This window comes from Vibrio sp. MOR3 (assembly GCF_001557775.1).
GTDB lineage: Bacteria > Pseudomonadota > Gammaproteobacteria > Enterobacterales > Vibrionaceae > Vibrio > Vibrio jasicida.
This window is the reverse complement of sequence record NZ_LNRD01000005.1, coordinates 207,635-233,620: the sequence shown is the minus strand read 5'-3', so window position 1 is coordinate 233,620 and position 25,986 is coordinate 207,635. Positions and strand designations below refer to the sequence as shown.

General features: G+C 45.6%; 19 protein-coding genes. 12 read left to right on the top strand and 7 right to left on the bottom strand.

The genetic code is table 11. From position 1 onward, the window contains the following. The first annotated feature begins 45 nt into the window (after positions 1 to 45). Both ATB76_RS12880 and ATB76_RS12875 read left to right on the top strand, forming a co-directional pair. The gene (locus ATB76_RS12880; RefSeq protein ID WP_038865011.1) at positions 46 to 861 is read left to right on the top strand and encodes a helix-turn-helix transcriptional regulator; all 816 of its coding nucleotides are present in this window, start codon (positions 46 to 48) and stop codon (positions 859 to 861) included. After that, positions 861 to 1,514, top strand: coding sequence for a LuxR C-terminal-related transcriptional regulator (locus tag ATB76_RS12875; RefSeq protein ID WP_038865010.1), 654 nt, complete (start codon positions 861 to 863; stop codon positions 1,512 to 1,514). The genes ATB76_RS12880 and ATB76_RS12875 overlap by 1 nt, the downstream gene beginning before the upstream one ends. Positions 1,515 to 1,592: 78 nt before the next feature. On the opposite strand, the gene ATB76_RS12870 is transcribed toward ATB76_RS12875, so the two are convergent. Further along, on the bottom strand, positions 1,593 to 4,001 hold the full coding sequence (locus tag ATB76_RS12870; RefSeq protein ID WP_061035392.1) for a glycoside hydrolase family 2 protein: 2,409 nt from the start codon (positions 3,999 to 4,001) through the stop codon (positions 1,593 to 1,595). A gap of 292 nt (positions 4,002 to 4,293) precedes the next feature. On the opposite strand from ATB76_RS12870, the gene ATB76_RS12865 reads away from it, so the two are divergent. Next, positions 4,294 to 5,877, top strand: a complete 1,584-nt coding sequence (locus ATB76_RS12865) for a BCCT family transporter (RefSeq protein WP_061035391.1) — start codon at positions 4,294 to 4,296, stop codon at positions 5,875 to 5,877. A 108-nt stretch (positions 5,878 to 5,985) separates the two neighbouring features. On the opposite strand, the gene ATB76_RS12860 is transcribed toward ATB76_RS12865, so the two are convergent. Then, positions 5,986 to 7,587, bottom strand: a complete 1,602-nt coding sequence (locus ATB76_RS12860; protein WP_061035390.1) for a long-chain fatty acid--CoA ligase — start codon at positions 7,585 to 7,587, stop codon at positions 5,986 to 5,988. A gap of 343 nt (positions 7,588 to 7,930) precedes the next feature. Here ATB76_RS12860 and ATB76_RS12855 point away from each other — a divergent pair, with 343 nt between their 5' ends. The 4 genes from ATB76_RS12855 (at position 7,931) to ATB76_RS12840 (ending at position 13,840) form a co-directional block, all read left to right on the top strand. After that, entirely contained in the window at positions 7,931 to 8,590 is a 660-nt protein-coding gene (locus ATB76_RS12855; RefSeq protein WP_038876630.1) for an HAD family hydrolase, read from the top strand. Between the two features lie 180 nt (positions 8,591 to 8,770). Beyond that, on the top strand, positions 8,771 to 9,427 hold the full coding sequence (locus tag ATB76_RS12850; protein WP_038876627.1) for a TetR/AcrR family transcriptional regulator: 657 nt from the start codon (positions 8,771 to 8,773) through the stop codon (positions 9,425 to 9,427). Beyond that, positions 9,414 to 10,742, top strand: coding sequence for an HlyD family secretion protein (locus ATB76_RS12845; protein ID WP_061035389.1), 1,329 nt, complete (start codon positions 9,414 to 9,416; stop codon positions 10,740 to 10,742). The genes ATB76_RS12850 and ATB76_RS12845 overlap by 14 nt, the downstream gene beginning before the upstream one ends. Next, complete coding sequence (locus ATB76_RS12840; protein ID WP_061035388.1) at positions 10,739 to 13,840, top strand: efflux RND transporter permease subunit; 3,102 nt, start codon at positions 10,739 to 10,741, stop codon at positions 13,838 to 13,840. Before ATB76_RS12845 ends, ATB76_RS12840 begins: the two co-directional genes overlap by 4 nt. Before the next feature lie 687 nt (positions 13,841 to 14,527). Here ATB76_RS12840 and ATB76_RS12835 read toward each other — a convergent pair. The 3 genes from ATB76_RS12835 to ATB76_RS12825 form a co-directional block, all read right to left on the bottom strand. Beyond that, positions 14,528 to 14,794: a hypothetical protein gene (locus ATB76_RS12835; protein WP_005429553.1), complete on the bottom strand. Its 267-nt coding sequence runs from the start codon at positions 14,792 to 14,794 to the stop codon at positions 14,528 to 14,530. Positions 14,795 to 15,075: 281 nt separating this feature from the next. Further along, entirely contained in the window at positions 15,076 to 18,234 is a 3,159-nt protein-coding gene (locus tag ATB76_RS12830; protein ID WP_061035387.1) for an efflux RND transporter permease subunit, read from the bottom strand. Between the two features lie 13 nt (positions 18,235 to 18,247). Then, positions 18,248 to 19,405, bottom strand: coding sequence for an efflux RND transporter periplasmic adaptor subunit (locus tag ATB76_RS12825; RefSeq protein ID WP_009706355.1), 1,158 nt, complete (start codon positions 19,403 to 19,405; stop codon positions 18,248 to 18,250). A gap of 589 nt (positions 19,406 to 19,994) precedes the next feature. Here ATB76_RS12825 and ATB76_RS12820 point away from each other — a divergent pair. The 3 genes from ATB76_RS12820 to ATB76_RS12810 all read left to right on the top strand — a co-directional run bounded on the left by ATB76_RS12820 (position 19,995) and on the right by ATB76_RS12810 (position 22,785). Continuing rightward, positions 19,995 to 21,512 (top strand): phospholipase D family protein, encoded by a 1,518-nt coding sequence (locus ATB76_RS12820; RefSeq protein WP_061035386.1) that lies wholly within the window; start codon positions 19,995 to 19,997, stop codon positions 21,510 to 21,512. 88 nt (positions 21,513 to 21,600) lie between these two features. Further along, the gene (locus tag ATB76_RS12815; protein WP_038864992.1) at positions 21,601 to 22,188 is read left to right on the top strand and encodes a class I SAM-dependent methyltransferase; all 588 of its coding nucleotides are present in this window, start codon (positions 21,601 to 21,603) and stop codon (positions 22,186 to 22,188) included. A gap of 33 nt (positions 22,189 to 22,221) precedes the next feature. After that, a complete protein-coding gene (locus ATB76_RS12810) occupies positions 22,222 to 22,785 on the top strand; it encodes a GNAT family protein (protein ID WP_038876617.1) in 564 nt (187 codons plus the stop codon). Between the two features lie 53 nt (positions 22,786 to 22,838). Here ATB76_RS12810 and ATB76_RS12805 read toward each other — a convergent pair whose 3' ends face one another. Beyond that, the gene (locus ATB76_RS12805) at positions 22,839 to 23,312 is read right to left on the bottom strand and encodes an ASCH domain-containing protein (RefSeq protein ID WP_061035385.1); all 474 of its coding nucleotides are present in this window, start codon (positions 23,310 to 23,312) and stop codon (positions 22,839 to 22,841) included. A gap of 195 nt (positions 23,313 to 23,507) precedes the next feature. Between ATB76_RS12805 and ATB76_RS12800 the strand changes: the two genes are divergently transcribed. After that, the gene (locus ATB76_RS12800; protein WP_061035384.1) at positions 23,508 to 24,356 is read left to right on the top strand and encodes a hypothetical protein; all 849 of its coding nucleotides are present in this window, start codon (positions 23,508 to 23,510) and stop codon (positions 24,354 to 24,356) included. Positions 24,357 to 24,396: 40 nt separating this feature from the next. Here ATB76_RS12800 and soxR read toward each other — a convergent pair whose 3' ends face one another. Then, entirely contained in the window at positions 24,397 to 24,834 is a 438-nt protein-coding gene (soxR, locus tag ATB76_RS12795) for a redox-sensitive transcriptional activator SoxR (protein ID WP_038864987.1), read from the bottom strand. 234 nt (positions 24,835 to 25,068) lie between these two features. Between soxR and ATB76_RS12790 the strand changes: the two genes are divergently transcribed. Then, entirely contained in the window at positions 25,069 to 25,953 is an 885-nt protein-coding gene (locus ATB76_RS12790) for a LysR family transcriptional regulator (RefSeq protein WP_061035383.1), read from the top strand. Positions 25,954 to 25,986 lie beyond the last annotated feature (33 nt).

Genomic DNA, 25,986 nt, shown 5'->3' with positions numbered 1-25,986 from the left:
TGCTTCAAGCAATCAAAAAATATAATGAGTTCAGGACGTAGATATATGGTTAGCAAGTTAGAATTTTCGCATGCTGTTGCTGCAATTCGAAAGGAAAGGGGTTTGACTCAAGGCCAGTTAGCCGATGAGTTAGCAAGGAGTTACAGCGCTTTCGAAAGCTTAAATCAACCAACATTAAGCCAGTGGGAAAGCGGTAAAGTTACACCGAGTCTATTAAAGCGACTGGCCTTTTCACACTTCATCGGAGAACAATATCAATACACCTCCAGCGAGTATAAAAGAGTCAAAGCTTCTCAAAGTAAAAGTATTTATTTGAGCTTTAAAGACATTGTGTACGAATACCAAGTTACCGATGTAAAAAGTTGCTCCCTCAACCAAATCAGTGTGTCTGAATTCGAGCAAATCAACGCTGTACATAAGCAACTGATAACGCCAGGAGGCGTGGAAGACACACTTAACCAATTCGACCAATCCCCAAGTAAAGCTCGGCTTTATTACTGTAAAGGTATGTTAGTCGGACACATGATTTATCAGGAGCTGAGATCTGAATTCAGGATTCTTAGCCTATGGCATTTAGGCCGCTCAATTTTGAAGTTTTTGGTCTCTGACATTATTCAAGTAATGGGCAACGCGATCATCCACTTTCCTGTTCATGAGCCCGTGATTAAACAACTTTTGTTCGACATTTTTATACGGGATTTCTACCACCATCGGCGAGTCACCTTTTTTAAAGCGCCTGCTGCCAGGATATTTGAAAATCCCATGGTGAAACATTGCTTTGACGGATTACTCGATCTGGTGCTCTACCGCTTTCACCAAGTAGGAAATGAATTTATGCAGTCTCGACAGGAGGCAAACTAATGATGTACGACAATCCAACCAACAACACTATTTTATTGTTCACCTTCAACAATATTCAAGGCAGAGGATTACAAACCGCAATCGAGCAGCGCTTAGGGCAACCCGTTTTATTAGCCAAAGGGGCGGATGTGGAACTACCCGTTCACTATGACGAACACTATGTCGCGATCGTTGACAGCTCTCTACCCGACCTCTGTGATGTTAAAGTCACATTGAGTGAGCTTCACCACGTCGACGCTACGATATTAGTCAATGCCGAACCAAACTTAGGTGTGGAGAGTTTACTCAGCTGGTCTAACCTAAAAGGTTTATTTTATTTTGAAGACGATTTCGACAAAGTAATCAAAGGTCTTAAAGGAATCTTAAATGGGGAGAACTGGTTATCTCGAGACATTCTTAATCGATTGATTGGCTACTTGATGAACTTAAATCACACCGTTACTGAGTTAGACAGTAAGCTCGATATTGAGCTCACGCGGCGAGAAATGCAGGTATTGACCGCACTATGTCAAGGAGGTTCGAACCTGGATATCGCAGACTCTTTGTTTGTGAGCGAGCACACGGTGAAATCTCATCTATATAGCATTTTTCGAAAACTAGAAGTCAAAAATAGAATGCAGGCCATAACTTGGGCTAAGCGTCATTTGTTTTAGCAAACCCAAGAAACAATAAAGGGAGCCCGTAAGCTCCCTTTTGCTGAGTGTATTGTGCTTCGACTCGCTTAAGCTTTCTTATTGCATTAAATGGTAAACACGAAGTGACTCTGCCATCGCCGCCACATCCTTACCAAAAAACGTCACGGTTACAGGTTGTTCAGCAAGTAACGTCAAACTGGATTCGGAGAATCGACCATCCGTGTCCGCTTCTAGATGCACAAAGAATGCTGGCTTATCTGCCACCAGCGTGATTTGGTTGGCTTCTATCGTCACTTTGATGTTCGCCTTCTGCATCGGCAGGGTTTTCAGTTCATGAGTGCTAAACCATGTGTTCGTGATTCGCTCTTCGCCTGCTTGTCCCTCTACGTAGAGGAAGCCTGACTTCAATTCAGACGAATCAAACTGCCCATCCAACTGCCAGACAACCATGTTGCTGTCACTGGAAACGGTGTGCTCTAGCGACCAAGTTTGCTTCACTTCACCTTGCCAGTTCACCCAATGTAATTGCGCACTCACATCAACGGGTTCTTTGGCATCGTTTAGCAAATGGAGGCTCAGCTTACCGGTGTGCTCTGAGAACACCAAATACTGGGGCGCAAAGAAGCGTTTCGCATGGTAATGTAATTGCTTCCAACGGCCACTGTACTCCAAACTAGACCAAGAACTCACTGGCCAGTTGTCATTAAGCTGCCAATACAACATGCCACGACATATTGGAGAGATGGCGCGCCAATGGTCACAAGCAATTTTGATTGCCATCGCTTGCTGAACTTGGCTTAAGTACAACATCTCCTCGAAGCCTGATGGGAAGCGGAAGTAACGAGTAAACATCTCTGTGATGATACTGTTACCACGAGGGTTCTTTTGGTGCTGCTCAAACGTTGGAGAGGTGACGTTCCAGTCTTGCTCTGGCACAAACTTCTTTGCCTCTGCAAAAGACGGCCAAGATTGGAAGCCAAACTCGGAACAAAAACGCGGGTTAATGTTTAGATAAGCATTAAACGATTTGCCTGAGTGCCAAACGTCCCAGAAGTGCATGTCACCTTTACTGTCATCATGCCACGCATCGCCAAAATCCAACTCGCCATTACAAGGTGAGCTCGGCCAAAAACGGCGTGAATCGTCTTGCTGACCAATGACTTGTTCGATCATTCGATTTAGACGATCGTAATTCACTGTGTATTTGACTTTGTTGTGCTTGGATTCGTCATACCAGCCAATCGCACCAATCACTTCATTATCGCCACACCAAAGTGCAATCGAAGGGTGCTCTTTCAAACGTGGGATTTGGAATCGCAACTCTTGTTCCACATCTTTCAAGAAATCGTCATCGGATGGATACAGCGAGCAAGCGAACATCATGTCCTGCCAAACCAACAGGCCTAATTCATCACACAGGTTGTAGAAAGTTTCGCTCTCATATTGGCCTCCACCCCAGACACGAATCATGTTCATATTGGCATCGATAGCACTCTGTAACAGATTGCGGTATCGGCTTTCACACTCTCGCCCCGGCATGGCGTCCACCGGAATCCAGTTTGCACCCTTAGCATTGATTGGTACACCGTTAACGACAAACTCCATCGCCGAGCCATGCTCATCAGCTTGGTTGTTTAGACTCAGCTCTCGCAAACCAATCATGCGTGACAGTGATTGCTCACCACAAGCGACCGTTATCGGATAAAGATGCGCTTCGCCATAACCCGCAGGCCACCAGCGTTTTGGCTTGGAAATATGGAACTGACAGTGATAGTGACCACTTCCTTCGGTTTGAATCGATTGGCGCTGACCATCAAATTCAACAACAATTTCATGATGTTGGGTATCCGCTTCAACTTCGACTAAGACATCGATCTGCACACTGCCGTCAGCTTTCCATTGTTGCTCTGTCGCGAATCCTTTTAGCCACACATCTTCAACGACATCAATTAGAATCGGGTCATAAATACCAGAGACCATCAAGCAAATGCCCCAGTCCCAACCTGAATGACATTGGGTTTTACGAATCAAGTTCATGTGCGGGATCTGGTTGTTCCCCATCGCCGAAGGAATAGGGAATGGCAGTTTCTTTGCACGTTCTAGCCCTTCTAAATCCACACGGACAAACTCAACTCGAATCGCGTTAGTGCCTTGCTTTAAGTAAGGTTTGATATCAATACGTTGCTGGGTAAACATATTGCTGCTAGTTAGTGCTTGCTCACCATTGATATAAAAGGTCGCTAAGGTGTCTACACGGGTTAGCGTCATCCACACTTGTTTGGCAGAGAGCACAGAACCATCGACAGCAAACTCGCGTTCAATATGCCAATCGCATTCTTCAATCCAACGAACCTTGGATTCATTATCTGCCACATATGGGTTAGGAATAAGCTCTGCTTGCAAAAGTGCAGAGACATTATCGCCAGGTAAAGTCATCGGAATATTGATGTCTGGACGCTGTGGCGAGGTAAGTTGCCACTGTCCATTGAGTTCAAAATGAGCCATAGGGTAAGACCTTTAATTTTTATTAGAACAGGTTGGCTCAATGTAATCCTGCGGTGTCCTTACAAGAATAAGGGAAATGTCATTTACATACGAAATGCGGCGCACTTCACGCAAAAAATCTCTACCTAGAAATCAGTAATTTGCCGCTTACGTAGACAATTATTCCGAATCTACGGTTATATTGAGGTGCTCAACGTGCTAGTATCAGCGGCTTTTTGATCATCCTCACACTTTTCGACCTATTTGTGTGAGGGAAATGCACGGCTTCCGAGCCCTAAAAAGCGAAGTAATTATGTCAAATATGACGAATGCCGCCTCTCATGCTCCTATTCAGGAGGCAGACTATTCTGCTATTCATCCTCCTTCCCTTATCAAGCGCCTTGAACTCACTAACCCTGTATTTTGGTTAAGTGGTAGCTTCCTTACTGTCTTTGTTCTGCTCGCTTTAACAAATACAGAATCTCTGACCGCGATGGTCAACGCAGGCTTTGGGTTTGCGACTCAATACTTCGGTGCCTTCTGGCAAGTATTACTCCTTCTGAATTTCCTCATTGGTTTGGCTATTGCACTAGGTCGTACGGGTTACGTACGTTTAGGCGGTTTAACGAGACCTGATATCGACACCTTCAAGTGGCTGTCGATCGTACTTTGTACCCTACTCGCTGGTGGCGGTGTATTCTGGGCTGCTGCAGAGCCTATCGCCCACTTTGTTTCTGCACCACCTCTGTATGGCGAAGCGTCGCCAAAAGCATCTGCAATCAATGCTCTTTCTCAGTCTTTCATGCACTGGGGTTTCCTTGCTTGGGCTATCCTAGGTTGTCTTTCTTCAGTCGTTTTGATGCACCTTCACTACGATAAGGGCTTACCACTCAAACCTCGTACCCTGCTTTACCCAGTATTTGGTGACAAAGCGATCAACGGTTGGATTGGCGACGTCGCTGACGCATGCAGCATTATCGCTGTAGCCGCAGGTACTATTGGTCCAATTGGCTTCTTAGGTTTGCAGATCAGTTACGCCCTGAACTCGCTATTTGGCTTACCTGATACCTTTGTTACTCAAAGCTTAGTGATCGTCGCTGCGATTTTGATGTACACCTTGTCAGCGCTAAGCGGCGTGAGCAAAGGCATCCAGCTTGTGAGCCGTTACAACATCGTGTTGTCTGTGGCTCTAATTGGTTACATCCTGTTCTTCGGCCCAACCAGCTTTATTGTGGATGGTTACGTGCAAGGCATTGGCCGCATGGTAGATAACTTCTTCCCAATGGCGCTTTACCGTGGTGACACCGAGTGGCTAAGTTGGTGGACAGTCTTCTTCTGGGGCTGGTTCATTGGTTACGGTCCGATGATGGCAATTTTCATCGCGCGAATCTCACGCGGCCGTACAATTCGCCAATTAATCCTTTCTATCAGCATTGCTGCACCATTGATCACGTGTTTCTGGTTCAGCATCGTTGGTGGCAGTGGCTTGGCGTTCGAGCTAGAAAACCCAGGTTTGATTTCATCGGCATTTGAGGGCTTTAACTTGCCTGCCGTTCTGCTTGCAATTACTTCTGAGCTACCATTTCCGATGGTGATTTCAGTATTGTTCTTGATCCTGACCACGACGTTCATCGTGACAACAGGTGACTCAATGACATACACCATAAGTGTGGTAATGACTGGCTCTACAGAACCAAACGCAGTGATCCGCTCGTTCTGGGGCTTAATGATGGGTGTGGTGGCGATCGCGCTTATCTCGATGGGCTCTGGCGGTATCTCGGCATTGCAGTCTTTCATCGTGATTACAGCTGTTCCTGTGTCTTTCATACTGCTTCCAAGCATCTGGAAAGCGCCGAGCATCGCTAACCACATGGCGAAAGAACAAGGTTTGATTTAATACACAACCAAGACCAAGACTTTCGCGTCACTAGATAAAAATCGGCCCCGATACAAGTTATGTATCGGGGCCGAATATTATGGGTTGGATGCAAACAGCTTCACTACTTTACAGATGAAGTTTACGCAGCTCTTTCTTATCCACTTTACCGACGCTGGTTTTCGCAATATCGTCAACCATCTTCACTTTCAGTAGTAACGCTTCTCTGGCTAGAATGCCTTTGCTGATGAAGTCTTTGGCGAAACTTAACAACTCTTTCTCCGTTACTTCTGCATCATCTTTTAGCGTCACTAATGCCAACGGCACCTCGCCCCATTTGTTATGAGGCATGCCAATCACGGCGACTTCCGACACGGCCTGATGCTGGTGTAGAATGTCTTCCAGCTCCAAAGAACTGACCCACTCACCAGAAATCTTAATCATGTCTTTTACGCGGTCGGTAATCTTGATAAAGCCTTCATGATCGATATGCGCGACATCGCCAGTGTGTAGGTAACCACCACGCCACAAGGCTTTCGAGTTCTTGTTGTCTTTGTAATAGCTCGGAGTCAACCAAGGAGCGCGAACCACAATCTCACCCGCACTTTCGCCGTCGTGGGGGAGCTTGTTCATTTCATCATCAACAATGTAAGCGTCTACCAGCGCGACTTTCTTACCCGTTTTAGAGCGGTACTCCGCTTGCTGATCTAGGTCGAGTTCGAGTTGCTCAGGAGTCAGTTGAACAATAGACAGAATTGGTCCTGTTTCGCTCATGCCGTAACCCGCAAACACATCAATATCGCGCTCAAGAGCTGATTTACACAATGCTTTCGGTAGCGCAGCACCACCAATCACGACTTTCCAACCAGAGAAATCCATCGACTTGGATTTTGGTGAGCTCAACAACAGATGCAGGATGGTTGGCACACAGTGCGAGAACGTCACCTTCTCCTGTTCAATCAAGTTAAGCAGAACATCTGGTACATATTTGCCCGGGTAGACTTGTTTCACGCCAAGCATGGTCGCCATGTACGGAAGCCCCCATGCGTGGACGTGGAACATTGGCGTAATCGGCATGTAGATATCACCTTGATGCAGTCGACCTTGTGACGCATTGGTGCCGATGGTGCTCAATATACCCATAGTATGGAGAACCAGTTGGCGGTGAGTAAAGAACACGCCTTTAGGGAAACCCGTCGTACCTGTCGTGTAGAAAGTGGTCGCAACGGTATTCTCATCGAAATCAGGAAAGTTGTATTCCGTACTTTCTTGCTCCAGAAGGCGCTCGTATTCACATTCATCGTTATCGCGCAAAACCACGTAACGCGTAACAGTATCAATACGACCTTTGATCTGATCCAGAATTGGCAGAAATTCTTCGTTGATCAAGATAATGTCATCTTCTGCATGGTCGATGGTGTAAAGGATCTGCTCTGGAGACAAACGTACGTTGATCATGTGTAGCTTTGCACCAATCATCGGGATGGCAAAGTAGCATTCAAGATAACGGTGTGAGTCATAATCCATTACCGCTACCGTATCACCTTTCTTCACGCCCATTTTGGTTAGTGCGTTTGCAAACTGTCTCACACGGTCATGAAACGTTTTATAGCTGTGACGACGGTGGTTCGCGTAGACGATTTCTTGCTCGGGGTTGAAAGCAACTGGGGAAAACAGCAAGTTTTTAATTAACAACTGATAATTGGATGGATCATTTACATACTGGTTCATATCGGGGATTCTTTTTGTATTTTTCTTAACGTTCGCTTTGCGCGAGTGGCGCTATTATCACTCAAAGACAAGACTGTATTCAGTACACAATATTGAGATCAGGTTCGAAAGACGCCATATATCTAAAGTACGCGGTTTCTAAAGTACCTCTGTATTGTAGCCTTCTATCACCAAGTCAGAAATGCTTCATCCCACGACTTAGTCATTAAGTTTTGTCGTGGTCAGAAAAAGTACAACGAAACCGTCACAGTTTGTCGTTAGCATACGTCCCACACTCGTAAACCTCGCTCTATACTGACCGACACGTTACATCGACCTCAATCCAAACTGTGAGAAGCCAACTATGTCCAAGCCTTTGTATGTTTTTGATCTGGATGAAACCTTAATCAACGCTGACTGCGCAATGATTTGGAATGAATTTATGGTCGAGAAAGGTATCGCCATTGCGCCTAACTTTATTGAGGAAGATAAGCGTCTAATGGGCTTGTACGCAGAAGGCAAAATGGACATGGAAGATTACCTAACGTTCTCCATGAAGCCGCTAGAAAACATGCCGATTCAACAGGTCAACGCCTTGGTGGAAGAGTGCGTTGAAAACCATATTCTGGCTAAACAATTCCCGCAAGCCAAAACACTGATTGAACAACTGTCTCGTGATGAGATTGATATGGTCATCATCTCTGCCAGTGTCACTTTTTTGGTTGAAGCGGTTGGTCGACGTATCGGTATCCCTAACGCGCTCGGGATTGATTTAGTCGAACAAGACAACGGCTACACCGCTGAAATAGAAGGTATCCCGAGTTATCGCGAAGGCAAAGTTACACGCTTAAAACAGTGGCTAGAGACTCAACCTGAGACCTATTCAGACATTCATTTCTATACAGATTCGATCAACGACTTCCCACTGTGTGAATACGCCGGTTACGCCTATCTGGTCAATCCATGCCCTCGCCTAAAAGAACAAGCCGATAGACCGAATTGGACTGTGTTGAGTTGGGGGTAAAACAGCTCAACATCACTTACCCTCTTCACCAAATATCCAAGAGCAGGTCTAACTGCTCTTTTTTTGTGTCTCTCCTTCACAAATTAATCACTTGATTAAATACTGATTAATTTTTCACATGTCGTATAAGAAATCAGCACCTTATAATTAATCATATGTTTAATATTCTGAGAGACGATTGTGACGCAAGTTCATCGAAAGGCGGGAAGACCCACAGATAAAGTCGACGCACGTGAAAAGCTAATTTTCCATGCACGCGAACTCTTCACCATCATGGCCTACGACAAAGTGTCTACCCGTTTGGTGGCACAAAAGGCAGGGGTGAATGTGGCGATGATTCGCTACTACTTTGGCAACAAAGAAGGGTTATTTGAGACCATGCTGCGTGAAACGCTGTCACCGATGCAAAAGCAAATGCAGGCCTTATTGTCTGACAGTAATGAAAAGAACTTCCTCGACTTAATGCGTACCTACTATCGTGAGATGATCAAAGTACCGCAATTCCCCCGCTTGATTGCTCAAGTCATGCATATGCCCCCCTCAGAGACTCAACGTAAGTTACTAGAAAAAGTCTTTGCTGACATCAGCAAGCCGATGCAAGGCATTATGTTCGATAAGCTCATCGATAGTGGCGTTCTGCGAAAAGACGCCGACCCACAACTGTGCCGCGTTTCTTATATTAGTCTCATGGTGTTCCCATTTATGGCACCACCGGCCTTACTTGCGATTCATGGCATTGAGCTTTCTGAAGCCTTCTTGAACCGATTATTCGAACACAACATACAACTGATGAAACATGGATTTCTAGACTCGGGCGACCAATATGAAAATCAATAAAAAGCTTCTGTTCTTTCCTGCTCTTGCTGTCGGCGTCATTATCCTCTTTCTTGCGATTAGCCTTAAACCAGACTTACCCGTTAAACCCGCAGGTGATAGAGCAAGGCTGGTCGAGACAATTCCACTAGAGCTTAAGGCGATAGCACCTGTCGCAGTTGGCTTTGGTAAAATCGCTCCGAAAGTTGAATGGAAAGCGATAGCCGAAGTGACCGGTAAAGTTGTTTACCGTCATCCGCAACTGGAAAAAGGACAGGTGTTGCAAGCAGGAACGGAAATCTTGCGAATCGATCCTCTCGATTACGAATTGAAATTGGTTCAAGCTCAAGCCGACCTCAAATCTGCCGAAACCTCTTTGGCTAAGCTGACTCAAGAAGAAGCCAACCTCAAAAGTACACTCAAGATCGAAGCAAACCGTTTGGTTATCGCCAACAAAGAGTTAGACCGCAAACAAAACCTGCGTAAGAAAGGCTTAACGTCTCAATCGGATGTTGATCAACAAGAGCAAAGCGCACTCTCTCAACGCAAATTGGTTTTGGACATCGAAAACCAAATCGGATTAATGCCAGATGAAAAGCGGGTTGCGGAAGCGTTAGTCAAAGTCAATGCATCAAAAGTTGACGAGACAAAGCGCTCTCTCGATAAAACCATCATTACTCTGCCTTACGATTTGCGCATCTCGGAAGTCGAGATAGAACAGAACCAAGTAGTGAACCTTCAACAAACCATGGTGACGGCGCATGGCATTGACGTGATGGAAGTTGAAGCGCAATTGTCCATTCATGACATGCAGACACTGACTTCCAGTATTGGGGAATTTGGCCGTGATGAATCGGGTATTCCGCGCCCAGACATGTCAGCCATTCATGCCACGATTGAGCTTAACAGCGGCAATTTATCCGCAACTTGGCCAGCTAAAGTTGCTCGAATCAGCGAAACGGTAGACCCAAGCCAAGCCACCGCTGGAGTGATTCTGGAAATCGAACAAGACTACCGCTCACTCAATCCGACTTCTGCGCCGCCACTGGTTAATGGCATGTTTGTACGCTCGCTCATTGAAGGGCAAGAGAATCCGAGCTGGGTTATTCCTGAACGAGCCTTACATGGCGACAAAATCTACTTGATGGGTGAAGACAATCGCTTAAATATTGTGGCTGTAGAAGTTCTCTATCGCCGTGATAATCACGTGGTGATCGACGGCGATCTTGAGCAAGGTCAAAAGCTTATCATCAACGACCTGCTGCCTGCGATTAACGGTATGTTGTTAAAAGAAGCCGCACCTGAGTCAGAACAGAAAGCCGAGGAGTCTGATTCATGATCCGATTCTTCGCCAAACACCCAACCGCAGCCAACTTGTTGATGCTGACGCTATTAATATTGGGGATATCTTCACTATCTACGATTAAGCGTGAAACCTTTCCGGAGTTTGATCCGCCCTACATCATGGCTGGCGTAGTTTATCCCGGAGCCTCTCCACAAGAAGTAGAAGAGAGCATCTGTGTACGCATGGAAGACGCCGTCGATGGACTCGCGAACATTGAAGAAACACAATGTGAAGCGATAGAGGGCTCAGCAAGACTGATTTTAAAGCTGAATGAAGATGCTGATATTGGCCGCATGCTGGTCGATGTACAAACTCAAATCAACTCTATTAACGACTTCCCTCAAGAGATTGAATCTCCAATGGTGCAAGAGCTTGATTGGAACGAGCCCGTTGTCGACGTTGCCATTACCGCAGACACCACATGGCCAGAGCTAAAAGCCTATGCAGAACAACTTAAGCGCACGTTAAAGCTCGATTACGATGTGTCTTTGGTTGAAGTTGCTGGCTTTTCCGACCACCAATACCGAGTAGAGCTAGACACTCAAGCTATTCGCCAACTTGGCTTGAGTGTTGGCGATATTGCTGAGCAGATTGGTCGTCAAAACGTCAAGTTGCCAAGTGGTAATGTCGAAACGCCAGATAAGAACTTTCTGATCCGCTTTGACGAACGACGCGTGACGCCAGAAGAGCTGGAAACGATCGTTGTCGGATCAGGCCCTAATGGCTCTATCATTCGACTGCGCGATATTGCCACCATCACAGACCGCTTCGAGCTAGACGAACAAAAAGTCCTCTTTGATGGTCACCCTTCTGCCCTACTAAAAGTCAGCAAAAACAAAGAAGACGATGCACTGCGCATCAAAGAACGTGTTGCTCAATTTGTCGAAGAACAACAAGCTATTGCGCCAGACGGTGTGATGCTACAAATGACCAATGATCTTTCATCCGTACTTTGGGATCGCCTGACCATGATGGTCAAAAACGGTTGGCAGGGTATCATCTTGGTCTTCGCCACCATGTGGTTGTTCTTTAGTTTTCGCTATTCCTTTTGGGTCGCAGCTGGTTTACCCGTTGCCTTCTTAGGTGGGTTATTTCTGATGGCGCAACTTGGTCTGTCCATCAACATCATGTCTTTGGTTGGGTTACTCATGGCCATCGGTATCATGATGGATGATGCCATCGTTATTGCCGAATCGATTGCCGCTCACCTCGACCGAGGAGAAGAGATAGATGATGCCGTAATTAAAGGGGTGAAAAAGGTACTACCGGGGGTGATTTCTTCCTTCCTAACCACGGTGTGTATTTTCGGTAGCTTGTTATTCCTGCAAGGTGAAATGGGTGCGGTACTTAAAGCGGTTCCTCAAGTTCTGATCCTCGTACTGAGTTTAAGTTTGGTGGAAGCCTTCTTGATCCTACCTAACCACCTTTCTCATTCACTGCATAAACAAAAGCAAGAGCGAAAAACACCGAAGTTCAAACAAAAGCTGCTCGCTTCTTTTGAAAACTTCCGCAACACCACCTTGGTCAACGCAGTGGATAAAGTGGTCGAGTATCGCTATGCCTTTATGGGTGGCGTGGTTGCATTACTTCTTATCTCCGCTGCCACGCTAGTAGGTGGTTTGCTTAAGTTTCAACCCTTCCCTGAGTTGGATGGCGACATTGCAGAAGCGCGCATTATTCTTCCTCCGGGTTCTTCTCTGTCTCAAACTGAAGCTGTCGTCGATAAGATCGTCGCTTCCGCTCAAAAGCTAGATAAAGAATGGACAGAAAAAGTGGAAGACGGCAATCCATTGGTTCTGCACATCACCAGTCAATTCAATGCTAACGCCGACGCTAATGAATCTGGCCCTCACATTGCCACGGTGCGTCTGGATTTGCTGGGCGCCGAGAGTCGTAACACACTTATCGATGAATTTATCGATGCATGGCGCGAAGACATTGGTGAACTTGCCGATCCTATCTCACTGGTATTTAAACAACCGACCATGGGGCCAGGTGGACGAGCGATTGAAATTCGAGCAAAACATGATGATCTGGATGCGCTCAAAGCGGCCTCTATCGATATTCAGCAATACCTGAATGAGTTTGACGGTGTCCATGGCGTATTGGACGACATGCGTATGGGTAAAGAAGAAGTCTTGGTTAAACTGCGTCCGGGCGCAGAAGCTTACGGGATTAACGGCCAACTCATCGCCAATCAATTGCGTGCAGCATTCTTTGGCCAAACTGCAGACGAGATCCAAGTTGGAGTAGAAAACATTTCCATCGAAGTTCGTCTCGATAAAGCACAAGCCGGCGACTTACAGCAATTGGCAAACTTCCCAATTATCTTGTCCGATGGCAGTCAAATCCCACTCGCGACCATTGCAACTTTGGATTTCCAGCGAAACTACGTACGTATCCAGCGCATCGATGGCTTGCGCACCATTAGCGTATTCGGCGATATCGACAATACGAAAGCCAACTCGACAGCTATCATTCGTCAGTTCCAACAGGATGAAGCGCCAAAGCTTATGCAAAAGTATCCTGGCCTTCGCTTCGATTTTGAAGGTGAAGCCAAAGATACCGCTGAAACTGGCGCATCAATGGGTAAAGGCTTCTTGCTTGGTTTGTTTGGCGTGTTTGCGATTTTGAGTTACCAGTTCCGCAGTTATTTGGAACCATTCGTGGTCATGCTTGCGATTCCACTCGCCTTTATTGGCGTGGTATGGGGACACATCCTACTCGGTCACTCATTAAGTATGCCGAGTATGATGGGCTTTGTCTCACTAGCGGGGATTGTGGTGAATGACTCGATTCTGTTAGTTCAGTACATACGCCATCATGTCGATGAAGGAGATAATGTGCACGACTCGGTAGTCAAAGCCAGTCGGGAACGCTTTAGAGCAGTATTCCTGACATCAATGACCACTGCAGCAGGTTTGCTTCCGTTACTGACTGAAACCAGCCTGCAAGCACAGGTTATCCAACCACTGGTTATCTCCATCGTGTTTGGTATTTTCGCATCCACTCTGCTGGTGTTATTTATGATCCCTGCCGCGTATGCCATTTTAGCTGACTTCGGCCTAGTCCATAAACACGAAGAGATCTAAAACGACTGATAAGTAAATTTATCAAAATGAACAAGAGCGGCTTAGGTCGCTCTTTTTGTTTTCAGTGAAAAGCGTTAAAAACAACACAAACACTTAACAAATGCAGAGTTATTATGTGGCATTAAGTGCAAATATGAACAATTGAGAATGCGGTATGTCGAGTTTTATATAACCAACCCCAATGATCACTATAGGGTTTATGATAAGTTTTATTATCAAAAACGACATTTAGCACAGTATAAATACACACAGACAACACATTCACAATTTGAACTAACGATAATGAAATCATTGATTGAAGAATTAACATTTTAACAATGATTACAACAATGTTAACTTTAGCCTCGTTGGTCGCACTGGTGGTAAGCCTCTCACCAAGCCTATTGTCAGTATGATATGGACGTTCGACCATCTCCAAAATGAATAGACACCCAATTTGGTGCCCTTTTTTCGCCCGTGAAGGTATTCTTCGCGGGCTTTTTTCTATCTGCCGTATTTCTCCTACTCAATTCCCAGTTTTAGCGCCCCCTCCTCAACCAACAGGCATAAAAAAGCCAACCCATTAATAGGTTGGCAAATAGAGCAACAAGGTTGACGCTGACTGCTCACTAACGTCGTGCTTGTATCGGATGCACTCTGGTTAATCACTCGTCCTTGTGACTAACACGGAATCTTTGTCGTCAGAGGCTATGACTTGGTTGCCTCTGTCTTCTGGCATTTGATCTTTACCAGTTGAGCTTGTTGTTCTTTGATGTGTTTAACAATGCGTTCATCGCGTTCATCAATAGCGTCCATGTTCATTTGTTGGATGTCCGCAACCGCCTCATGCTTCATTGTTGTAAATTCTTGACGTAAATCCGCACTCCACTCTTCTTTGTCTAGAGTGTTAGCAGCAGCGATTGGTGATGACATTACAGCAATAAGACCTAGAGTAGATAGAAATACGCTTTGCATAATAAGCTCCTTAGGGATTAGCAGTTCATTGGGTTGCATTCTATACATTGCACATAGAATGCCAACTTTTTAAACCTTTAATATCAACAACTTAAACAAAAGTTTATTTTTCTACCATCTGCTCAATGGCGAATTTCACACACACAGTGTCAAATTAACCAACGGTATTTATGAATATTTAACCATTCACACAACTTATAGTATAGATAGTCCATTTCAGTTCGCTTAAGGCACAAAAAAAGCAGCCCGAAGGCTGCTTTAGATTTTCGCTTTAGGTGAAACTAGCTTTGCGTGCCTTCGTTACCGACCGTGTTTGATGACTGTGATTTGAACTTACCTATCAAACGACCAAAGAATCGTTTAATAATGCGGAAGATGTTTTTAATATCCTCTAGCATCAGGTACAAACAAGGTACCAGAATCAAGGTAAGGACAGTTGCAAACAGAACGGCAAAACCAAGCGCGACCGCCATCGGAATAACAAAACGCGCCTGCAAACTGGTTTCAAACATGATAGGAAGTACACCAGCGAAGGTGGTAATTGACGTCAGCGTGATCGCTCGAAAACGTGCACAGCCAGCTTCAACAACCGCCTGCTTAATGCTCATGCCTTTTTCTCGCACTTGGTTAACGTAATCTGTCATCACCAAGGAATCGTTGATAACCACACCCGCTGCCGCGATTAAACCAAAAGTCGACATCATGCTGATGTCCATATCTAGCCAGAAGTGTCCCCAAATCGCCCCCGTTAAGCTAAACGGAATCACCGACATGACGATAAGCGGTTGGGTGTAGCTCTTAAGCGGCACAGCCAGCAAGATGTATACGATGATCATGCCTGCAATGAAGAACATGATTTGCTCGTTACGCTGCGCAGCTTGCTCTTCGATGTCACCACCCAATTCCGTTTTCACGCTTGGGAAGGCTTGCTTCATGTCCGGTAAGATGTTGTCGTCGATGACTTTCACGACTTCTTGAGGTTCAACCAACTCTTCATCTATAGAGCCATAGACATAAACGGTTTGATAACCGCCTTCACGTCGAATGGTACTCACACCCGGTTGCTCGTTGATCTTCACCACATCACCAAGCATGACCTTTTTGCCTGCTGGTGTGGTAATCACAGCGTAACGCAGTGATGAGAAGGCTTCACGCGTCAGTTGCGGGTAACGCACCATAACCTTAATTTCTTCGCCATCACGAATAATGCGCTGCGCTTCACCACCGTAGAAACTGCCACCCACTTGCTCTGCGATCATCGTGAGATCCAAGCCCAAATCATAAGCGACAGGAGCTAGTGATAGCAGTACCTCTTTACTACCGGAATCGATAGACGAAGAAATATCGTACAGACCTTCTTCTTGCTGGAGGCGACCAATCAAATAGCGACCTGCTTCGTTTAGCTCGTTAATGTCCGAACCAAACAGCAAGTAACCAAACTCGTCGCGGTCACCGCCACCTGCACTTTGCTCACGGATCTTAAAGCTCTTCATGCCCGGAATAACTGGCATTGCCTCACGCCAGCGACGTGCAAGTTCAAAGGTATTGAATGGACGCAGTTCTTCATCCACAAGCGGTACAAGAATACGACCTTCAGTACGACTTCGGTTATAAGAAAGCACATCACGAATCATCCCCTGACCATGCTCATCAATGATCTGGTTTTCGATTTTCTGCATCACGCCTTCAATGGTTTTTAACGCATTGATGGTTTGCTCGCTCGATACCGTGTCATTCATCTCAATCGTAATCGCCGGATAATCCGTTGGTACTTTAGGGCTTGGAATCACACGCACATAGTTCGAGCTAACTAAAGCAGCACTAATCAACAACAGACCACAGAAGAAAGCAAACACGGTCCAACGCCAATGAGTACAAACCTTAACGAAGCTTCGGTAAGGACCATTAACAAAGCCGAAGAAGCGCTTGTTGAAATTATCACGCCAACCACCAGGCTTAATCGGTTTGAAATTAGTGTGCGCTAAGTGAGCGGGAAGAATCAGCTTCGATTCAATCAAACTAAAGATTAGACACAGGATCACCACACCCGCAATGCCGTAGAAGAAGGCACTATCAATCCCACTTGAGAGTAGGAATGGGGCAAACACCGCTATCGTGGTTAACACACCAAAGGTTGCCGGAGTCGCGACACGCTTAACACCCGTCACAACGTTCTCAACACCACCGCCCTTCTCTTCGATCTCACTGTAGGCACTTTCCCCGGTTACGATGGCGTCATCCACCACGATACCGAGCACCATGATAAAGGCAAACAAAGACACAATGTTCACGGTGATACCCAGCATTGGCATCATCATTACTGCGCCTAAAAAACACACTGGTAGCCCCAACATCACCCACATTGCTAAGCGGAAACGAAGGAATACCGAGAGCATGATGGCAACCAACGCGGCACCTTGAAGAAGGTTTTTCAGCATCATGTCGAGACGACCATTTAGGTAGTAGGTCATATCAACGAGAACTTTCAGTTGAATGTCATCAGGTAAGTTTTTGTTCTTTGCTTCGATGTAGTTACGAACGGATTCAGCAACTGGGATGATGTTTTGATCACGCGTGGCTTGAACCGCCATGTAGATCGCGTTTTGCCCCGAGTATTCGAAGTAACGGTCTTCTTCTGTGAAGCCGTCTTTAATCGTTGCGATGTCTTGTAGCAGAACTTTTGCACCGTTTGCGCCAAGCTTAACTGGAATATTGCGGAACTCATCACCACGGTAGTATTGGTTCTCAATACGTACTGCGATCATGCCTGCGTTGGTTTTTACTTCACCTGCAGAAAAGTTCGCTGAGTAACGACGAATCGCGTTGCTCACATCACTTAATGTTAAGTCATATTTACGAAGAATCAGCGGATCAACTTCGATAGCAATCTCTTCTTCTGGTGCATTAAGATCCACCAGCATGACATTTTTCAGTTGGAGTAATTCGTCTTCGACTTGTTTAGCGATAGGTTTGAGCTCTTCCAGTGGTCTATCACCCACCAAGCCCATTTCTATCACCTCTTGTCGCCATTCCACCTGATAAACGTTGATGGGTTCCATGCCTGCAGGAAGGTTAGATAAGGTATCTACCCGTTGCTTTACATCGTCCAATACGCGTTTGATGTCAGCATTCACATCCACTTCTATCGATACATAAGCGCTGCCTCGAGAAGCTCGTGCCACGGTCTTTTTGATGCCAGTGACGTCTTTGATCGATTCTTCGACTTTAACCAAGATACTCTCTTCAATCTCTTGCGGAGAGGCACCAGGATAAGCTGCTCGAATGTTGATGTAGTTAACTTCAACGTTCGGGAACATTTGTCGTTGAATGAACATGAAGCTCACGATACCCATTACGATGATGAACACCATCATTAGGTTCGCGGCGACAGAGTTGTTCGCAAAATAGGCAATGATGCCTTTTTGTTGATTCTCTTCCATGATTGACTCCTACTTACTGTACGACGGTTTCGGAGTCGTCATTCTTTTTTGCGACTTGGACAGCCATGCCTTTTTGCGGGTACTCAGGTAACGTCAGAACCAACTTGTCTGATTGCTCAAGACCTTCCCCCACAAGTAGGAACTCACCTTCTGCACGAAGTACGTTAACTGTTCTAGGTTGCAGTTCGTTTTCGCCATTCACGACCCAAACGGTGCGGTTCTTTACTAACTCCTGAGGGAGACGATAAATGTGCTTGAGCTCTTTACCGGTAAAGCTCACTTCAACGTATGAACCAAACTTAATCGGTGGCTGATTATTGTCTAGACCATATGGGTCACGAACTTGAATCACCATATTGATCATGCGCGTCGCACTGTCGATCATGCCGAGATCGCGAACCACTTTACCTTCACGAGTGGTCGATAGAATGCCTTGCTGGGTTACAGTCGCACGTAGCTCTTTCAAAGATTCAGGAAGGAATGCACTGTCAAAACCAGCGATAGGAACGTGGATCTCCGCCACTTCGATATTGTTCAAGGTTGCAACGCGAGAGCCGGAAGAGACAAACTGCCCCACACCGATATCACGCTCAACAACAAGTGCATCGTATGGCGCAATCACTTTACAGTTTTCTAGGTCGCGGTTAGCTCGCTTCAACGCAGCTTGAGCAGACTTGACTTGCGCCTGAGCACTCAAGACATGGGGCTTACGTAGGTAAAGGTCTGTGACTTGTTTGTCGCTTAACTTTTTCGCTTGGCGTTTTGCGACTTCCGCTTTGGCTTGTTCCTCGATCAACGCAGCACGTGCACTTGCCAAGCCCGCTTCTGCTTGTAGAACAGCCGCTTCATAGTTATCACTTTCAATCGTGAATAACACTTCACCACGCTTTACGATTCCACCCGTCACAAAATTTGGGTGCCAACTGATCACTTCACCGCTAACTTGCGCTGCTAAGTGCGTTTTTTCGAATGGACGCATTTCACCGTGACTGGTGATAACAACTTTATGATCGGTAGGAAAAAGTGAAGAGGTTTGTACTGTGGGTTCAGTTATGGTGTCTTTGATTGACTCTTTTTCGGGCGCAGTAGCGGCAATCGCGGCATAACCCGCATAAGAACCACCAACTACGACGAAGGGTAAAAGCCAACGTAATACTGGTTTTGCTAACATCAAAAATCCTTTTTTATTTTTGTATTCTCCTGTTCATCCCCGTCAGGCCTTAGCCTTAGAGATGAATTAACAAACGAAACGTTCGATAACCCAATCTCCTACTCCCCGCGGACAAACAGTGAGTGTTTGCATCTGAAATAGACAACTTTATAAGAGCGCCGTGCTTACGCTGTGTTTCGCGATTATCAATCACAAAAGAACTATCCATGGCAAGTTAATAAAATTAACAAAAACTTAACCATCTCCGCAAGTTACGACCTCTCACGCTCACTGTTTATACGCAATCGTCATGCCAAACTTTTACCCTTTAAATATCAATAAGTTAAGCTGAAACGGTAATTTTTCTCAGTGCAGTATCGGTAATTACCACCAGATATTAGTGATATTGACCATTTCCGAGCAAAACATAAGTAAAAAACATGATATTGTCCGCCCGAATAATATGCCTTCCAAAAGCCATATCGAGTCATTCAGATTCGGTTGGTTTATTGAGAAATCTGCGACTTGGCTACAATCACTCGCATTACCCAGATTTAAAGCTTGATATATAATCAAAGAGTTACGTTGTGTATTAACAAGGAAGTGTGCATTGCTACGTTCTCTCTCTAAAGCCTTACTCGGTTCAATGCTTGTACTTGTCTCGGCTTGCTCCTCAATTCAGCCAAGAGATCCAAGTGAGAAATCCACCAGCTTTCAGTTCGGTTATCAAAATGACTCATCTTTGGCAGAATTTTTTGAAAGCTACGACAAAGACCCGAACTCAGACACTGGCTTTTACCCTCTTAATCAGGGAAACGATGCGCTATTAGCTCGAATCGCACTGATTGAATCTGCCGAAAAAAGCCTAGATTTGCAGTACTACATCTACCGCAGTGATGAAACCAGTCAGCTAATGACGTGGCGTTTGTATGAAGCAGCAAAACGTGGTGTACGCGTTCGCCTGCTTCTAGATGACATGCAAAAGCGAAACGATGCAGGAATGGCAGAGCTGAACGCTCACCCAAACATCGAAATCCGACTGTTTAACCCACACCAATATCGAGATGCGCGTGTATTTGCACTGGCAAGTGACTTTGACCGCCTTAATCGTCGCATGCACAACAAGGCTCTGATTTCCGATAGTGTGTCTGCCATTGTCGGCGGCAGAAACATTGGTAATGAATACTTCTCTTTCGAGTCCAATGTCGAGTTTGGTGATTTCGATTTGATGCTTTATGGCGAGGCCGTGACGCAAACTGCTGACCAATTCGATTTGTATTGGAATAGTCTCTATGCCATCCCAATGGAATGGATTGTGCCTGAGTCTGAAAAAGTGGCAGACGATGCGATTCAAGCGCAAGTAAAAAAACTCAAATTGGAAGAGAAGTTTTCTACCGGTCCCTATAACTTCAAAGAGTTAGACCTGTACGAGGAGCTCCAACAAGGCAAACTGAAACTGTATTGGGGACAAGGCCAAGTATGGTTCGATTTACCCGATAAGATTGCCACTCAAGAAAGCCAACTGGTCGCAAACTTAGGTGAACTCCTTGAGAACGTTGAAGATTCTTTTGTTCTAATTTCCCCTTACTTTGTGCCGACAGAATCCGGAACAAAAGCTCTGACTGATGCGGCAAAACGCGGGATAGATATCACCATCGTGACGAATAGCTTGGCATCAAACGATGTATTTGCTGTGCACGGTTGGTACGCCAAGTACCGAGAAGATTTGGTCAAAGCGGGCATTAAACTTTGGGAAGTAAAAGCCAGTGCGAAAATTAAAAGTAAATGGAGCTTAACCGGTAGCAGCCGAGCGAGTCTGCACGCCAAAGCCATGATGATCGATGGGAAAACCTTGTTTGTAGGTTCGATGAACTGGGATCCGCGTTCGGCTGAGCTCAATACAGAGATGGGCGTAGTTATAGAGCAACCAGAGTACGTGCAAAAACAACAAACCGTTTTGCCAGAGCAGTTGAAAGAAAATGCCTATCAACTCATCATCAAAGATGGTGATATCGCATGGATTGATCAAGCAACAGGCGAAGAATTTGATTCAGAGCCAGAAGCCAGTGTGTGGAGAAAAATGGGCGCTTGGTTCTCGGGCATCCTGCCAATCGAGGATCAGCTTTAGCTTCCCAGCGAAAGATAACGTCAGCTAGTCTAAATCAAAACGCTATTCAGCACTGAGTAGCGTTTTTACACATAAGAAAGGAATCTCAATGTCAGTAACATGGAACGAATACTACCAAAAGGTTGCGAGCCAACCTCACCGACCAAACGTAGAACGTGCCGCCAATCTGCTTACGCTCGACAACAAAATCGCCATTGATGCAGGATGCGGTACCGGTCGAGATTCCAACTACCTCCTCAATCAAGGCTTTACCGTTTACGCGTTTGACACTCATCAAGATGCGGTGGAAACTTGCTTGACGCGTTTCGAAGGCAATCCTAACTTTTCCATATCGCAGTCTTGCTTTAGTGACTTTGATTACCCGCCATGCAGCTTGTTCATTGCCAGTGCGAGTTTGTTCTTTTGCCCTAGTGAGCACTTTGAAAGCGTATGGCGAAGAATCGACTCAGCCTTAGTCTCCGGCGGTGTTTTTTGTGGGGATTTACTGGGCGTGAAAGACTCTTGGGTCAAAGCCAAAACGCATCCAGACATCAGTGCGTTCACCAGAGAGCAAGTCGAAGCATTGTTTGAAGGATATGACATTCTCCACTTCCATGAGCGGGATGAAGATGGCAGCACTGCTCTCGGCAATGCAAAACATTGGCACATGTTCAGCGTCACTGCGGTCAAACGTTAATTAGTTACTCTTATTCGTACTAAAAGGAGTGTTATGTACCATTTCCAAGGCGTCACATTAAGACGAGCCGTTCCGGAAGAAGCCAAAGCGCTCTATAAGCTCATCACTGAGGATGAACGCTGGGCGCAATTCAACGGTCCTTACTTCCCTTATCAAACACCGACATTAGAAGGCTTTCGTAACCACACCTTTCAACGCCTACTGAAAGGTGAAGACATGTTATTGATTGAGTTCGAAGGTAAGCCCGTTGGTTCAGTGAGTTGGTATTGGGAATGTGAGAGCACTCGCTGGCTTGAAGCTGGCATCGTCATTTACGATTCAAACTCTTGGGACAAAGGGTTGGGGTTTTGTGCGCTAGTACCTTGGATTAGCCATATATTCGAAACCCAAGACATAGCACGAGTTGGTTTAACAACGTGGTCTGGTAACCCAAGAATGATGCGTTGCGCAGAAAAGCTTGGCATGCAACAGGAAGCCCGGATTCGTAAAGTACGTTACTACCAAGGCGAGTACTACGACTCCATCAAATACGGCGTATTAAGAGAAGAATGGCAAGCGCTGCTCCAACAACTCTATAGCCAAGAACAATTGGCGTAAATCATCATATTTAGTGAAAAGGCTTGGCAACGCGCCAAACCTTTTTAATTGGGTTACTTGGATATAGGGTAAACCACTCTAAAACGCTCAAGCACCAATAAACGTTGATCGTGCCACTCGATGCCAAGCTCCTCACATTCCGCTTTAAAGAATTTAGTGTGCGCTTCTCGCCACCAAGCTATCGTGCGATCACCTTCCCCTTCAGCTTGGGCAAATTCTTCACTCACGTCCGAATATCGGCAGGTACTGACGTCTGTGATTTGAATAATACAAACAGGTTCGCCGTCCCAATTGGTCACAACTTGTAAGTGCCCGACTTGAGGCATCACCTCTCCGTGTTCGCTGTACCAGAGCTCCATACTACAAGAGGCCGTTTTCTGGCCAATTCTAACCAGCTCAGCACAAGTATTGGCGTTGTACTCGTCAGCACAATAATAATCAGCGCTTACTGAGGGAATCGCTGATTGCGCTTGTTCAGAGAGTGTCTCCATATATTGGGTGAGATAAGCTTGTGCTTTGGCGTCCATACTTCTGTTCCTTGGTTCTGCTTTTCCATCGCTTTACTAACCGGAAAGAGTATCCATTCATGATCAAAAGAACAAGATATGAGCCCATCAGAACACTTTATAAAACAAGCATTTTTCATCTGATTTTTGCTAAACCTTGTCTGTATTTGCTATGGTTTCAGAGATCCATCCATTCTCGACGCAAAAGGACGTTCTATGCGCTTAATCATCGGCATCTTCTTCGCTGCTCTGCTCTCCTTTCCAACTCTTGCATCAGAAGAAAAATACTCAGAGTCCGAGATGCTAGACAGACCATTGATGGAACGCTACATCCTCGATGAACTGAAATCACTGCGTCAGGAACAACAAGATCTGGAGCGACGAATGATCGTCGAAATCACCGATCGTGAGTTAACGGTGGCTGATAAATCGTTGAACTACGCTAACGTGACGGTTACCTACTTCTTCTACATCATTGCGGGTGTCGCTTCACTCATTGCTTTTGTTGGTTGGCAATCTCTGCGCGAGTTTAAGCACAACACCAAAGAGATGGCAGACAAACGCCTCGAAAAAATTGCTCAAGAATATGAGAAAAAATTCCTAGAATTAGAACGCGATTTAAAACGCAAAACGCGTATCATCAGTGAGAACAACAAAGAGATTGAGAAAATCAACGAAATCCACAACTTATGGTTGCGTGCACAGAGCTCACAAACACCTGAGCAGCGTATCGATATTTACGATGAGATCTTACTAGTTCGACCTGGAGATTTAGAAGCACTTACATACAAAGCAGACGCAGCAATGGAAATCAAAGAGTACCACTGGGCATTGAGCCTTTGTAACCGCGTACTTGAAGTTGATGACACCAACGGCCCAGCGTTGTATCAACGTGCTTGTGCTTACTCTCGCTTAGGGATAGAAGAACAAGCGATTGAAGATCTTGAACGTGCGATAGACACCAGCCCATCAATTCGCGATCTGCTAGCGGAAGAGCAAGACCTTGAACTTCTTCATGGCCATGAACGATTCGAACGCTTGCTGTACTCAGCCGCAGAACAATAATCCACATTCAAATCTTAAAGTATGCAGGTGGAGAAGGCGTTCACCCTTCTTCATCTAGCGTCAAATTCGACCCTGCATGATCTTTCCCTAATACGTCTTCCGGGTTTCTTAATGCACAAGTTTCTAATGACAAACAACCACAGCCAATACAGCTACCTAAGTCACTTTGCAATGCCTTGAGTTTCTGAATTTTCTGCTCTAACTGCTCATGCCAATGGCTTGCCATGGTTTCCCATTGAACTTTGTTCGGTGCTTGGTGCTTAGGTAATTCTTCAAGTGCTTGCTTTATCTCTTCTAATGACAAGCCCACCTGCTGCGCGGCTTTAATGACCGCTACACGACGTAGCACACTACGATGATAACGGCGTTGATTTCCTTGATTCCGCCAACTTGAAATTAACCCCTTTTGCTCGTAAAAGTGCAATGCAGATACCTTAACGCCAGAACGCTTTGCCACTTCACCAACACTGATTTCCATCTCTTCATCCTTTTTCTAAAAACGCTTTACCTCAAGTATGCTTGAGGTTCAAAGTTACACCACGTTAACATATTCAAGCAGACAAAAACGAAGAAAATACAATCATTTCAACGATGTTTGATGCGATATGATTTCCTCTCACAAACCAGAACCGCACATCCATATAGAGATGCAATCCTTAATGAAGTAAATTAGAGATTCTCATCTTGCTCAATAAACGCAAAGGAAAGCGCAGTGAACTTAAGACAACTGGAAGTCTTCTATGCCATCATGCAAACCGGAACAGTCTCTGGCGCTGCACGTTTGTTACATGTCTCTCAACCAAACGTCACTCGGGTGCTTGCCCATTCGGAGCAACAACTTAGCTTTGCTTTATTCGAACGCGTCAAAGGTCGTTTAGTGCCAACGCAAGAAGCCAAAGCACTGTTACCAGAAGCAGAGAAGGTCTATCAGCAACTCGGCCAATTTCGCTCGCTCACCAATAAGGTGAAACAAGGCACTCAACACTTGAGAGTTGGAGCTCCCCCCGTATTGGCTTCCCAATTGCTTGCTCCAACCGTTGCCACTCTTTCCAAGCAACAAAGTATCTCGTTTGAACTACTAACGGCAAACCGTGATGAGCTATGTTCAGGCTTGCTTAAGCACGAATTGGATGTGGCGATTGCCTTTGGCGAAGAAGCCCCTCCCGCGATTTTGAGTGAGGTTTTACTTAAGCAACAACTTGTTCTAATTGCACCAAAAGAAGCGCTCAATTCGGACAACGACACCATTTCGTTTGATGATTTGATTCAGCACGAATTGCCAATCATCGGCTTGGACAGTCGTGACCCGCTTGGTTTATTGCTGCACCAAACCTTAACCGCTCGCGACGAACACTACCAACATCCAATTACGGTGCGCAGTTACGCTGCTGCGGCAGAGTTAGTCAAACACCACGCAGGTTTCGCCATTGTTGATCCTTGGACCGCAAAACAATATCAGCATGATGAAGCAGTCAGCGTGCGCTCACTCTCTCCTACATTGTCGTTTTCAGTGTCTATCTTATTTGCTGAGCACACCCCACAGTCCATTTCTACCAAGCTATTTATCGATTCCGTAAAGCATCAGGTGAATCAGTAAGTTAGTGCTTACCTTTGTCCATAACTTCAAGTT